Annotated in this window: 11 protein-coding genes and 1 pseudogene; 8 read left to right on the top strand and 4 right to left on the bottom strand. The window is 69.2% G+C overall.

Features of this window, described 5'->3' with window-relative positions; genetic code table 11:
• The first annotated feature begins 198 nt into the window (after positions 1-198).
• Complete coding sequence (locus NM961_RS19505) at positions 199-1,425, top strand: hypothetical protein (RefSeq protein ID WP_255916090.1); 1,227 nt, start codon at positions 199-201, stop codon at positions 1,423-1,425.
• Between the two features lie 101 nt (positions 1,426-1,526).
• Entirely contained in the window at positions 1,527-1,865 is a 339-nt protein-coding gene (locus NM961_RS19500; RefSeq protein WP_255916089.1) for a hypothetical protein, read from the top strand.
• A gap of 62 nt (positions 1,866-1,927) precedes the next feature.
• Here NM961_RS19500 and NM961_RS19495 read toward each other — a convergent pair whose 3' ends face one another.
• Positions 1,928-2,260 (bottom strand): hypothetical protein, encoded by a 333-nt coding sequence (locus NM961_RS19495; protein ID WP_255916088.1) that lies wholly within the window; start codon positions 2,258-2,260, stop codon positions 1,928-1,930.
• Positions 2,261-2,379: 119 nt separating this feature from the next.
• On the bottom strand, positions 2,380-3,381 hold the full coding sequence (gene ftrA / locus NM961_RS19490; RefSeq protein ID WP_255916087.1) for a transcriptional regulator FtrA: 1,002 nt from the start codon (positions 3,379-3,381) through the stop codon (positions 2,380-2,382).
• A 64-nt stretch (positions 3,382-3,445) separates the two neighbouring features.
• On the opposite strand from ftrA, the gene NM961_RS19485 reads away from it, so the two are divergent.
• The 3 genes and pseudogenes from NM961_RS19485 to NM961_RS24410 all read left to right on the top strand — a co-directional run.
• Positions 3,446-3,859: a rhodanese-like domain-containing protein gene (locus tag NM961_RS19485; protein WP_255916086.1), complete on the top strand. Its 414-nt coding sequence runs from the start codon at positions 3,446-3,448 to the stop codon at positions 3,857-3,859.
• Between the two features lie 290 nt (positions 3,860-4,149).
• Positions 4,150-4,455: a hypothetical protein gene (locus NM961_RS19480; RefSeq protein ID WP_255916085.1), complete on the top strand. Its 306-nt coding sequence runs from the start codon at positions 4,150-4,152 to the stop codon at positions 4,453-4,455.
• Positions 4,455-4,787 (top strand): annotated as a pseudogene (locus tag NM961_RS24410) (DUF8740 domain-containing protein); the annotation flags it as partial. The gene NM961_RS19480 and the pseudogene NM961_RS24410, both read left to right, overlap by 1 nt.
• A 652-nt stretch (positions 4,788-5,439) precedes the next feature.
• Here NM961_RS24410 and NM961_RS19470 read toward each other — a convergent pair.
• Complete coding sequence (locus NM961_RS19470; protein ID WP_255916083.1) at positions 5,440-6,375, bottom strand: NUDIX hydrolase; 936 nt, start codon at positions 6,373-6,375, stop codon at positions 5,440-5,442.
• A 103-nt stretch (positions 6,376-6,478) separates the two neighbouring features.
• Positions 6,479-7,063, bottom strand: a complete 585-nt coding sequence (locus NM961_RS19465; RefSeq protein ID WP_255916082.1) for a hypothetical protein — start codon at positions 7,061-7,063, stop codon at positions 6,479-6,481.
• A 228-nt stretch (positions 7,064-7,291) separates the two neighbouring features.
• Here NM961_RS19465 and NM961_RS19460 point away from each other — a divergent pair, with 228 nt between their 5' ends.
• The 3 genes from NM961_RS19460 (at position 7,292) to NM961_RS19450 (ending at position 12,149) form a co-directional block, all read left to right on the top strand.
• Positions 7,292-8,263 (top strand): helix-turn-helix transcriptional regulator, encoded by a 972-nt coding sequence (locus tag NM961_RS19460; protein ID WP_255916081.1) that lies wholly within the window; start codon positions 7,292-7,294, stop codon positions 8,261-8,263.
• Between the two features lie 23 nt (positions 8,264-8,286).
• A complete protein-coding gene (locus NM961_RS19455; protein ID WP_255916080.1) occupies positions 8,287-9,252 on the top strand; it encodes a patatin-like phospholipase family protein in 966 nt (321 codons plus the stop codon).
• A 110-nt stretch (positions 9,253-9,362) separates the two neighbouring features.
• Positions 9,363-12,149: a serine/threonine-protein kinase gene (locus NM961_RS19450; protein WP_255916079.1), complete on the top strand. Its 2,787-nt coding sequence runs from the start codon at positions 9,363-9,365 to the stop codon at positions 12,147-12,149.
• Positions 12,150-12,344 lie beyond the last annotated feature (195 nt).

Below are 12,344 nucleotides of genomic sequence, written 5' to 3'. Positions count from 1 at the left end.
CATCCAGATAATCGTCGTACTTCGATCGGCACGGGCTGAACATCAGTCGCGCGATGTGGGCTTGCGCGCTGGCTCCGCCGTCGCAGGACCCGCCTCGATTGTCTCCAGGATCGCCGCCAGCTGCACCAGGGCCCCGGCTGATTCGGCAACCGGCTTGCGCTCGCGTACGATAAGCCGCCCACCACTCAAGGAGCGAGTATGAAGGTCACGTTCGCACTGCCGCTGCTGGCTCTTCTTGCGGCCCCGGTCCTGGCCGCCGAACCCTCCGGTGCCGAGCGCCTGGGCAAGCTGCTGGCCAATCCCGACAAGGATGCCTGCATCTCGCTGACCACCGAAGCGGAACTCTGGCGCGATGCCACCGCTGCCGATTACGCCAGTACCGGCTGGGCCGCCTGGCGCAAGTACACCGGCAGCGAAACGCCCTGGCAAGCCAGGGGCGATTTCGACGGCGACGGCTTGCAGGACGTGGCCAAGGTCATCGTCGATAAGGCCGGCAAGCGCTGGATGATGGGCGTGATGTTCGGCCGCAAGGAAGGCGCGCCCTGCAATCGCTATCAGATTTCCGGCAAAGATCTGGCCACCATGCCCATCGCCGGCGTCATCACTTTGCCCGAAGGCAGGAACAGCCTCACCTGCCACCATATGGGCGAACAGGGGCCGGTCGTGTGCACGGTGGAAGATGAAGCCTTTGCCGCGCGCACTACCGACGCACTGCTGACTTTCGATGATGTGCCCACCTATTCCTCGGCCTATCTGTGGCAGCCGAAGCCGAACCCCGGCGGCAGGAATCGCGGCTCGTTCGTGCGCGCCGAGGTGGCCCTGGCCGCCGACTTCGCCGGCATGGCCGCACACAGCCAGGCCGATGCACAGAACAGCAAGGCCGGCGACGGCGTCGGCGCCGCGGAGCGCAAGGCGCTGGTGCAGGAATTCGAACAGGCCTGGGCCGGTCTGCAGAAGACGAAGAACTACCGCTCCACCCTGAGTTCCAGCACCCGCGGCGGACAGGCCGATGGCGGCACCACCCGCCAGATCGTCGAATACGCCGACGCCACGCACAGCCGTACCACGTTCGAGACCGGCGCCGCCAAGGTCGTATTCCTGCGCAGCGGATCCAAGGTCTGGACCAGCGCGGACGGTACGGCCTGGACGGCCATGCCCGATGACGACGGCAGCGCCGCCCTGGCAGGGCTTTCTCCCATAGGCGATGCCATCATCACCGCCGTGCGCAGCGAAATGCGCGACGGTCGCGCGGTGAAAGTGCTGCAGCTGTCGGGCCAGAGCGAAACCACGCTGGTGCTCGACACCGCGCGCAAGCGGCCGCTGCAACGTATCGACACGCTCACGATGGGAGCGACCACCACCGTCACGCAGATCGACTACGAATACGATGTCAAGGTGGAGATCACGCCGCCCGCAGGCGCGTGAGGGAAGACAGGAGCGGTCGCCGATGACGTCCCTTCTCCGACGGCGGCGGCCGCTGTGACAGGACGGCGATGTATCGGCCGGTCCGATAGCAGGAGACACCTATGGAAAGCAAATTCGATCCTTCTGTCGTGGATGCCTGGGAACAGGGCGTGGCCGGGCTTCGAAAATCGCGCAAGCGGCGCTGGATCATCCTGGGTGTCGTGACGGCGCTTGTCGTTGCGCCGGCCGCCGCGGGCGTTCTGCCGCCAGTTCCTTATCTTCCGGCGCTGGCGCTGCTGGTGCTGGCCGCGGCCGTCACGATCCGCTACGGCTACGCCGCGCATCTGCGATGCCCGAATTGCGGCAAGCCTCCGGCGGGCAGCTGGAATCGCCTGCCGCTGCAGGATGTTGATTACTGCACGCACTGCCTGTACTGGCTTCGGAATCCCCGCGGCAGATAGCCGGGATTGCCGTTGCGAAGGTCGGCGCACCGCCAGCTTGCGCGCGGTCCGGCAGGCAGCAGCTACTGCTCCTCCGCCTGCTTCAACGCTTCTTCCACCGTCGGATCCGCCGCGTACTTGCGCCGTATTGCGGCGACGTCCTTCTCGATGGTGGCGCAGCCCAGTCCGGTCATGCTGACGCCGACTTCCTTGTCGCGCTCGCCGCCGTCGCCGTTGATCTCGCCGGCGAAGTGATTGCAGGCGGCCAGGCGCTCGGCGACGCGGCGGGCATCGGCGGGAATGTTGGGGAAGCCGGTCGCCAGCGGGGTGTCGGATGCACTGGTCGAGGGCGGTTCCGCGCTGCCGGCGCCGGCGGAAAGCAGCAATGCGACGGCGGTGAAGAGGTGGCGGTGCATGGCGTTATCCGGAAAAGCGGAGATGGGGAACAGGGATAGCCCAGCTGCCGTGCACGCCGTGTCAACCGGTTTGATCGGGGTTGGGTTGTTCTCGCCGCGCACTGGGCAGTCCGCGGATTTCAGGATTTCCGTCGCTTCGGCGCCCTTGCGCCGAACCGGCGCCGATAAGCCAGCGGACTGGTCCCGAGCTTCCGCCGGAAATGATGCCGCAGCGTCATGGCCGTGCCGAAGCCGCTGCGTTCGGCGACCTGTTCCACGCTGAGCGCCGTGCGTTCGAGCAGGTCGCGGGCATGCTGCAGGCGCGCTTCGGTGAGCCAGGCGGCGGGCGAGGTACCGGTGGCGGCATGGAAACGGCGCAGTAAGCTGCGTTCGCTCATGGCGACGCTGGCGGCAAGTCCGGCGACGGTGTGCGGGCGATCGAGCGTACGCCGCAGGCGGTCGAGCAGCGGCGACAGCGCATCCTTCTTTTGCTGCGCTACAGGCTGCGGCACGAACTGCGCCTGGCCGCCTTCGCGATGCGGCGCAATCACCAGCCGGCGCGCGACGGCGTTGGCCATCGCGCTGCCGAAATCGCGGCGCACCAGGTGCAGGCAGAGGTCCAGCCCCGCCGCGCTGCCGGCGGAGGTCAGCAGCTGTCCGTTGTCGACATAGAGCACGTCCGGGTCCAGTGCGATCTGCGGATGACGGCGGCGGAAGACCTCGGCATAGCGCCAGTGCGTGGTCGCGCGCCGGCCGTCGAGCAGGCCGGTGGCGGCGAGCACGAAGGCGCCGGAGCAGATCGACAACAGCCGTGCGCCGCGGCGATGGGCGGCGCGCAGGGCGCCGACCAGTTCCTGCGGCACCGGTACGTCGATGCCGCTCCAGCCCGGAATGACGATGGTGCCGGCACGGCGCAGCGCGCCGAGGCCGGCGTCGGGTTCGAGCCTGCCGCCGTACTGCGTGCGCACGGATTTGCCGTTCGTCGATACCGTGCCGAAGCGGTACCAGTCCTTGCCCGCTTCCGGCCGCTCCAGGCCGAATACTTCGGCGGCCGAGGAAAATTCGAACAGGCACAGGCCGTCGTACACCAGCACGGCGACGCGGCGGTCGGGCTTTGGCGGGATTTGATCGGATCTTGGCATTGCCGCCAATTCTCCGCCGCGGCGGCGCCGCGCACAATCGGTCCATCGCCATTGGAGACCGCCCATGCGCAACAACGTCACCGCCGTTCCCGCCGCCGCTGCCGCCGACGCCCTGGCGCATTTCGAGCGCCTGTTCGCCTACGAGACCGACTGCTGGGACACGCACGAAGCACTGCAGCAGCCCGATCCCGGCTTCGTGCTGCTGGATGTGCGCAGCCCGGCGCTGTATGCCCGGGGCCATGTGCCCGGCGCGATCAGCTTGCCGCACGGCAAGATCATCGCGTCGAAGATGGCGCAATGGCCGGCGGCAACGCTGTTCGTCACCTACTGCGCCGGTCCGCACTGCAACGGTGCCGCACGCGCGGCGCTGCGGCTGGCGCAGCTGGGGCGGCCGGTGAAGGTGATGGCGGGTGGTATCACGGGCTGGATCGACGAAGGCTTTGCATTGGAGACGATGAGCGCCATGGCGGGCGTATAAAACCGTCAACGGCCGGCACAGCTGACACGGTGTGAATGTGCAGCCGGATTGTTGTCTGCCCTCGGCGGAAGCAGCGAAGCGCGGCGCTGGATGACGAGCTGATCCGCGCTCGTGCAAAGCGTCGTTCGATGCGGATTGCCCGCTTGGCCCCTGGTCGTGATTTTCCACGTTTCTGCCTGCCGTAACGGGGTTTTTTGTGCAGGTCGTCACGGTTGCGGATAGTCAATGTTCGTTCGGTCGCTTGCGCACGTTTGCCCTGGTGACATCGTCTCGGCACGGGGAGGCTTTCCATGCGCAACGCATCGACATGTCGGCGGCGGCATCCGCGTCCACCGCGATTCGGATTTCTTCTGCTCGCGTTCGCCGTGCTGGCGGCCCCGGCCCTGGCTCAGCAGATCAGCAGCCATCTCATCGCCGCCGGCGGCGGCGTCAGCCGTTCGCCGGGCGGCTGCCGGGTGCTGGAGGGCAGCATCGGCGAGCCGGCCGCGGGCGCGGCCAGCGGCGGCGGGTTCACGTTGCGGGCGGGCTATTGGGCGGGGCCTGGCAGCCAGCAGCGCGACAGTGTGTTTTCCGCGGGTTTCGAGGAGTGCACGTGATGAACGAACAGCGGTCTTTTCGCGCGCTGCTGCGCTGCCTGGTGCTTGCGTCCGGCCTGGTCTGTGCCGCTGCGGCCGTTGCGCAGCCTTCTCCACAATTGCCGGATTTCACCTATCAGGGACGGTTGCAGCAGAACGGCGCGCCGGCCAACGGCAATTTCGACCTCGCGTTTGCGCTGTACGACCAGCCCAGCGGCGGCAGCCAGGTGGGGGCCACGGTGAACGAGGCGGATTTTCCCGTGGCCGACGGCATTTTCAGCGTTTCGCTGAGCTTTCCCGGCGCATTCACCGGTACGCAGCTGTATCTGCAGGTCAGCGTCGAAGGTACGCCGCTGCTGCCGCGCCAGGCCGTCGCTACGGCACCGGTGGCGCAGTACAGCTTGAGCGGCAGCATCAGCGGGCCGGCCGGCGGCGCGCTGGCCGGCACGTATCCCAATCCCGGGCTGGCGGCAGGTTCGGTCGACAATGCCGCGATTGCTTTCGCCGCCGTGACCAATTCCAAGCTCGCGGCGGATTCGGTTTCCTCGTCGAAAATCGCCAGCGGCGCCGTCGGCAACAGCGACCTGGCCAATGCCGCGGTTACCAGCGACAAGATCGCCGGCGGCGCGGTGGATACGTCGAAGATCGCCAGCGACAGTATCACCCGCAGCAAGATGGCCGGCGGCTACAGCAACGGTGCGGTCGCCTTTACCGTGGGCGCGAACGACTGCAATGACTACAACCTCAGCATTCCCGGTGCGCAGCTGAATGATCTGCTGCTGTTCAATCTGCAGAGCAGCGCCGCATTGCCGCCGAACATGCTGATACAGCCGCTGCGCGTGGTCGCCGCCGATACGGTGCAGGTGCGCGTATGCAACATCGGCAACACCACGCAGAGCACCGGAGACATGGGCATTTATCTGCTGACGATCCGCTAGCGCGCAGCTGCGCAGTTTTCCGGCTGAGCCTCGGCGGCGTTCGCGCAACCGCACGAATGCCGCTGCCTCAGCGGCTCCACCACGCGCCGGGGAAATACACGCCGGGATCGGGCCGTTCGCGGAACACTTCGCGGCGGAAGCGGAAAAGCTCCGCGGGACGCCCGCCGGTGCCGGTGGCCAGGCGGCCGGTGCCTTCGACCAGGCCGGCGCTTTCCACCAGGCGGCGGAAGTTCTGCTTGTGCAGCAGGTTGCCGCTCAGTGCCTCGACCACTTGTTGCAATTGCAGCAAGGTGAACTCCGGCGGCAGCAGTTCAAACACCACCGGACGGTATTTCAGCTTGCCGCGCAGGCGGCCCAGCGCGGTGGCCAGGATGCGGCGGTGGTCCAGGGCCAGCGCGCTGCCGCTGCCGGGGGCGGAGGCGGCGCTCTGGTCGCGGTCGCGGCTGGCTTCGGCGACCAGGCCGGCTTCCCACAGCAGTTCGTAGCGTTCCAGCGTGCGTTCCGGATCCCAGGGCGCAGTGTCCAGGCCGAAGGTGAGGTCGACGCGCTCGTGCTTGCGCGCGTCGGCGCCGGCCCAGGCGTGCAGGCGAGGCGCCAGCTCGCGCGCGATCAGTGCGGGCCGGCCGCCGCGCCAGTCTTCCCAGGGCAGGAAGGCGTAGCAGTCGCGCCAGTGCGCGCTCAACTCCGCCGGCAGGGCCTGTTCGCGCACCAGGGCGAGATAGGTCATGGACACGACCCGGGCGCCGCCGGCGCGTTCGCGCGGATCGCGGAAGCGGTCGCCAAAGGTATACAACTGCTCCACGTAGCCCAGGGCCAGGCCGGTCTGCTGGGCGACCCAGTCGCGCACGCCGCGTTCCAGGGTCTGGTGGGTTTCCAGGTCCAGCGGGCCGGAGGGCAGGGCATCGTCGCCGCTGTCGCCGCGCACGGTCAGCACGCGCGGCGCTTCGGCCGTCACGGCGACGATGACGGCGTCCAGGCTCAGGTGTACGGAAGGGGCGGGCATGGCCGCAGCATAGCCGACTTGACGTTGCGCCCGTGCGCGGCGCAGCGGCCCGCCTTCGCGATTTTCCCTTCTTTGCGCTTTTGCGGCTTTGCGTCCGTGCGGTTTACTGCGGCGCTTCTATGCGTATGCCGGGATCGTCGTAGTCGTAGTAGCGGATGCGCGTGGTCGATTTCACCCGCAGGAAGCTGCCGGAGGATTCCAGCTGCAGCGGCAGGCCGCTGGCGCTGTCTATCCAGACCTTGACGTCGGCCTTGGACGGTTGGGTCACGCGGTAGGTATAGACGCGGGTGGCGATGCCGTCGACGGTCTCGCTGCCCAGGTCGGTCACTTCCAGGCCGTTGGCGAGCTGGTCCAGCGTGTCGCGGTTGCGATACTGGCCGACGATGCGCTCGACCTGGATGGGCATGGGCAGCTTGAGGCGGCGGCCGTCGACCAGGGTGTAGGCATCCGCGCCAATCAGGATCTGCTCCATCTGGCCCTGGCCGTTTTCGATGTGGTAGCGGTCCGGGGCGACAAATTGCAGTTTGGACAGTTGCTGGCCTTTGTTCACGTCGGTGACGCTGGCGCGGAAGCTCCGGGCGGCGAGGAAGCGGCTGTAGGCCTGGTGCAGGTCGTCCTTGGGCGCGGCGGCGATAGTGCCGGCGCACAGGGCCAGGGCTAGCGCCAGCAGGGACTGGGGCAGGGACATGGCGGTCTCCGGGTTCAGGGGCGGCGGCATGCTAATACGGATTCCGGCGGCGCCGGACGACAGCGGGCGAGCGCGGCGATCCGGTCGACCGGCGGCGCAGGGCGCAGGTTCGCGCGCCGCGCCGCGGCGGGGTTTCCCGGTCGCGGCCGCTGAGACGGCCGTCCGGCATGCTTTGCCTCCCGCGCTTACCACTAGCGTCTGTCACCGGCCTGCCGCCACAATCGGGATATGGACCGATACGAACGCATTCTGAGCCTGCACCGCCTGCTGAAGACCGCGCGTTATCCGGTCAGCCTGCAGCGCCTCAAGGACGAACTGGGGTGTTCCCGCGCCACCTTGTACCGCGATATCGCCTTCCTGCGCGATGCGCTGGGCGCGCCCATCGAAAGCGGCGAGGGCGACCAGGCCGCGTTCCGCTACGACGCGGCCGAGGCCGAGCGCTTCGAACTGCCCGGCCTGTGGCTGACCAGCGATGAACTCTCGGCCCTGCTTGCGCTGAACGAGCTGGTCGCACGCAGCGGGCCGGGCATACTGGCCGATGCGCTGGCGCCGTTCGAGAAGCGCATGCAAAGCCTGCTCTCGGATCACGCCAGCGGCGCGCGCCTGCCGGTGGAGCGCATCCGCGTGATCGCCAGCGGCATGCGCAAGCTGGACCAGATCAGTTTCCGCGTGGTGGCCGGCGCGGTGATGGCGCGGCGCCAGCTCAAGTTCAGCTACAAGGCGCGTTCCACCGGCTCCACCACCGAACGCCTGGTTTCGCCGCAGCGCCTGGCCCACTACCGCGACAACTGGTACCTGGACGCCTGGGACCACGAGCGCGAAGGCCTGCGCAGCTTCGCGGTGGACCGCATCAGCGCGCCGCAGATGCTCGACGCCGCCGCCATCGACCGCGACGACGCCGAATTGAACCAGCATCTGGCCGCGAGCTACGGCATCTTCTCCGGCCCGCCCAAGGCCTGGGCCACGCTGCGCTTCTCGCCGCACGCGGCGCGCTGGGTGGCCGACGAGCACTGGCATTCGCAGCAGCAGGGCAGTTTCCTCAGCGACGGCCGCTACGAACTCAAGGTGCCCTACAGCAATTCCAAGGAACTGCTGATGGACGTGCTCAAGTACGGTCCCGATGCGGAAGTGATCGCGCCGCTGAGCCTGCGCGAGGAAATGAAGATCCTGTTGCAGTTGTCCATAGGCGCGTACCAGTAGCGCCGTCCTTCGTGGAGCCCCGCGTGGAGAATCCGCCCAGCGTCACCGAGCCGCCGCGCCGCGGCGCCATTTCCCTGGTGCTGGGTTCCGGCGGCGCGCGCGGCTATGCGCACGTGGGCGTGATCGAGGAACTGCTGGCCAGCGGCTACGAGATCCGCTCTGTCGCCGGCAGCTCCATGGGCGCGCTGGTCGGCGGCGTGTACGCCGCAGGCAAGCTGCCCGAATACCGCGACTGGGCCTGCGGCCTGAAAACCTTCGACGTACTGCGCCTGGTCGACTGGACCTGGCGCGGCGGCGGCCTGATCAAGGGGCATCGCGTGATCGGCGCGCTGCGCGAGCTGGTCGGCGAGATCAACATTGAGCAATTGCCGATCAGCTATACCGCGGTGGCGGTGGATATCGACGCGCAGCGCGAGGTGTGGTTCTCGCGCGGTTCGCTGTTCGATGCGATCCGCGCCTCGATCTCGATACCGACCGTGTTCCGGCCGCACCTGTACCAGGGCCGGCGCCTGGTCGACGGCGGCCTGCTCAATCCGGTGCCGGTGACGCCGACCCTGCGCGACCTCACCGACGCGACCATCGCCGTCGATGTGAACGCCGAAGCCGAAGGCGTGGCCGAACGCGAGACGCCGATCACCCAGCCCGAACTGGCCGATCCCGAAGCCGAGGAAGAGCGCGTCCGGGCGACCGGCCTGGCCCGTCTCGGCGCGCTGTGGGAGCGCTATGTCGGCCAGCGCAGCAAGCGTGTGGTAATCAACGAGCCGGGCATGCTGGAATTGTTCGCGCGTTCTCTGGACGTGGTGCAGGAAACGCTCACCCGCTACAAGCTCGCGGCGCAGCCGCCGGATCTGGTGATCCCGATACCGCGCAATGTCTGCGCTTTCTACGAATTCCAGCGCGCCGAGGAAGTCATCGAGATAGGCCGCCAGCGCACGCGCGAGGCGCTGGCGCGCTGGCAGCGTGTGAAGCGGCCGCCGGTCTGGCCCTGAGCCGCACCGATGCCCGCGCCCACGCTGCCGTGTGTTACGCCCGCGCCGACTGAGCGCGGCGCGCCGCGCGGGAATGCCGGGCGATCCGTTCGCCGTCGCGGGAACTAGCCATGGCCTCGCTGGACCGCTTCGCCGCCGAGTTCGACCGCCTGCGCGGATTGCCGCCGGAACAGCGCGCGGCGGCGCTGGAGGCGCTGGATCTCGCGCCGCAGGACCGCGCCATACTCGCGCGCCTGCTCGCCGCCGATGCGCAGACCGGCGATCCGCTGGCGCAGACGCTGAGCGCCAGCGCCGCGCGCCTGGGCGCGGAGCGGGTCGAACAACTGGGGCCGTATCGCCTGCTGCGCGAACTCGGCTCCGGCGGCATGGGCACGGTGCTGCTGGCCGAGCGCGTCAGCGGCGGCTTCAGCCAGCAGGTCGCGATCAAGCTGCTGCGCGGCTTTCCCACCAGCGACGGCCTGCGCCGTCTGCGCCAGGAGCGGCAGATCCTTGCCGCGCTGGATCATCCGCATATCGCGCGCCTGCTCGACGGCGGCGAGACCGCGGACGGCCAGCCCTGGCTGGCGCTGGAATACGTCGACGGCCTGCCGCTGCTGGAACACGCCGCGCAGCACGCGCCGCGGCTGCGCGAACGCCTGGCCCTGTTCGACGCGATGCTGGAGGCGGTAGGGCATGCTCATCAGCACCTGATCGTGCATCGCGATCTCAAGCCGGCGAATGTGATGGTCGCCCGCGGCGGCCAGGTCAAGCTGCTGGATTTCGGTATTGCGCGCCTGGTCGCGGTCGACAGCACGGACGGCGCCGACGACGCCTCCACGCGCATCTTCAGCGCCGGCTATGCCAGCCCGGAGCAGCAGCAGGGCCGCGCCGTCACCACCGCAAGCGACATCTACAGCCTGGGCGTGCTGCTGGGCGAACTCATCACCGCGCGCCGCGCCGATGGCAGCCCGGCCCAGGACGGACTCGCTGCGCTGACGCCGGATGCGGAGCTGGCCGGCATCGTGGCCAAGGCCGCCGACGCCGACCCGGCGCGCCGCTACGCCAGCGCCGGCGCGCTGCGCGACGACCTGCAGCGCTATCTCGACGGCCGTCCGGTGCGCGCGGCGCGGCTGACGCGCTGGTACCGCCTGCGCAAATTCCTGCAGCGTCACCGCTGGGGCGCAGCCGCCGCGACCGCGGCGCTGCTGGCGGCGGCATTCTTCGTCTGGCGCCTGGATCTGGCGCGCGAACGCGCCCTCGCCGCGGAAGCCGCGGCGCAGCAGGCGCTGGCCGCGTCCGAGCGCGAGGCGGCGCGGGCGCGCGAGGCGCTGGCATTCCTCACCGATGCGTTCGAGGCGGCCTCGCCCGACAACGCGATGAGCCGCGACGTCAGCGTGCGCAGCCTGCTCGACGCGGCCCAGGCGCAGCTGTCGGCGCGTACCGATCCGTCGCTGGTGCAGTCCATGCAGCGCCTGCTGGGCAAGCTGTACGGCGAACTCGGCGATGTGGCCGCGGCGCTGAAGCTGATGCGCGCCGGCACCGCCGGCGTGGAGCCGGTCGACCGCGCCCAGGCGCTGCGCCTGGCCGAGGACTACGATGACTTCGCCAATCTGCTCGGCATGGAAGGCGATGCCGCCGCCTCGCTGGCCGCGGCGCAGCAGGCCGGCGCCTGGCGCGAACGCTTCGCGCCCGACGACGCGGTGGCGCAGGTACGCACGCTGCTGGGGCTGGGCGTGGCGCAGCATCGCGGCGGCGACGACGAGAAAGCCATCGCCCTGCTGCGCCAGGCGCTGGAGCTGGGCCGCACGCGCAGCGACGTGCCGCTGGCGCTGTATGTGGAAGTGGCCCAGCCACTGGCCTCGCTGCTGGCCACCGCCAGTGAGGCCAGCGCGGCGCTGGCGGTGGTCGACGAGGCGCTCAAGCGGGTGAATCTGCAGCGTCCGCCGGAATCGCCGGAACATATCCTGCTGCTGCGCGCCAAGGCCATGGCGCTGAGCGCGGACGGCGATCCCGCCGCGGCCGAGACGCTGCTGCGCCGGGCCATCGCGCTGCAGCAGAAAGTGGTCGATCCGGGCGGCTCGCGCATGATGGTGCTGACCAACGACCTGGCGCTGGCGCTGAACGACCAGGGCCGCTACCGCGAGGCGGTGGAGGCGCTGCGCCAGTCCGACCGGCATATGAGCGAGGCCGGGCTCAGCGGCGCGACTGATCGCGCGGTATCGCACGGCAATTACGGCGGCATTCTGGAAAATGCGGGCGACTATACGGCCGCCCTGGCCGAGTTCCGCCAGGCCATGCGCGCGCTCGACGAAGGCGGCATCGATGCCGACCACCAAGTGCGCCGGCGCCTGGCCCGCAGCGAGGCGCGCACCCTGGGCCGCGCGGGCGAATTCAGCCGCGCCCAGGCCATGCTGACCGATCTGCGCGCACGCGCGGCACGCCTGGACGGCGAGGATTCGATCGAATACGCCATGGTGACCTGGCAGTTGGTGCTGCTGGCGCGGCAGATGCACGACCCCGAGCGCGGGCTGGCCCTGCTGGGCGAAGCCGAAAAACTGTGGCCGCCGCTGATCCCCGCCACGCATCCGATCTTCCTGCATATGCGCCGCGCCCGTGCTGCGTTCGCGCTGGATCAGGGGGATGTGGCGCTGGCGGCGCGGGAGCTGGAAGCCGCGGTCAAAGGCTTCGAGGCCGCGGCGGCGCAGCCGGTGGACCTGGCGATTGCGCGCAGTGAGCTGGCGGCGGCAAGGCTCAGGAACGCCGGACTGGTCGCCGCGCCGCTGAAAGACGCCGAGCGCACCGCGGCGCGCACACTGCTGGATACGGCGCTGCCGGTACTGCGGGAAACACTGATGCCGACCGAGATTTCGCGGGTGGCGGCGGAGAAGACGGATCGGGAGCTGAGGGCTGCGCCTTGATGGCGCGTATTGAGCGCCGCGGTATTTGCGAGGCTGCGAAGCCGTGAGTCCTGTCGCCGGAGCCCTGCTGCCGGAGTTCCGTTGCCGGAGTTCCGTCGCCGGAGTTCCTCTGCCGGAGTCCTGCTGCCGGAGTTCCGTTGCCGGAGTTCCTCTGCCGGAGTTCCGCCGCTTTAGCCCTCTCCCCCCGAGCTTGCT

Source organism: Tahibacter harae (genome assembly GCF_024437735.1).
GTDB lineage: Bacteria > Pseudomonadota > Gammaproteobacteria > Xanthomonadales > Rhodanobacteraceae > Tahibacter > Tahibacter harae.
This window is presented reverse-complemented; position numbering and strand designations above follow the sequence as displayed.

Coding starts and splice junctions, on each gene's coding strand:
- NM961_RS19505 (WP_255916090.1), top strand. CDS start 199: ATGAAGGTCACGTTCGCACTGCCGCTGCTGGCTCTTCTTGCGGCCCCG.
- NM961_RS19500 (WP_255916089.1), top strand. CDS start 1,527: ATGGAAAGCAAATTCGATCCTTCTGTCGTGGATGCCTGGGAACAGGGC.
- NM961_RS19495 (WP_255916088.1), bottom strand. CDS start 2,260: ATGCACCGCCACCTCTTCACCGCCGTCGCATTGCTGCTTTCCGCCGGC.
- ftrA (WP_255916087.1), bottom strand. CDS start 3,381: ATGCCAAGATCCGATCAAATCCCGCCAAAGCCCGACCGCCGCGTCGCC.
- NM961_RS19485 (WP_255916086.1), top strand. CDS start 3,446: ATGCGCAACAACGTCACCGCCGTTCCCGCCGCCGCTGCCGCCGACGCC.
- NM961_RS19480 (WP_255916085.1), top strand. CDS start 4,150: ATGCGCAACGCATCGACATGTCGGCGGCGGCATCCGCGTCCACCGCGA.
- NM961_RS19470 (WP_255916083.1), bottom strand. CDS start 6,375: ATGCCCGCCCCTTCCGTACACCTGAGCCTGGACGCCGTCATCGTCGCC.
- NM961_RS19465 (WP_255916082.1), bottom strand. CDS start 7,063: ATGTCCCTGCCCCAGTCCCTGCTGGCGCTAGCCCTGGCCCTGTGCGCC.
- NM961_RS19460 (WP_255916081.1), top strand. CDS start 7,292: ATGGACCGATACGAACGCATTCTGAGCCTGCACCGCCTGCTGAAGACC.
- NM961_RS19450 (WP_255916079.1), top strand. CDS start 9,363: ATGGCCTCGCTGGACCGCTTCGCCGCCGAGTTCGACCGCCTGCGCGGA.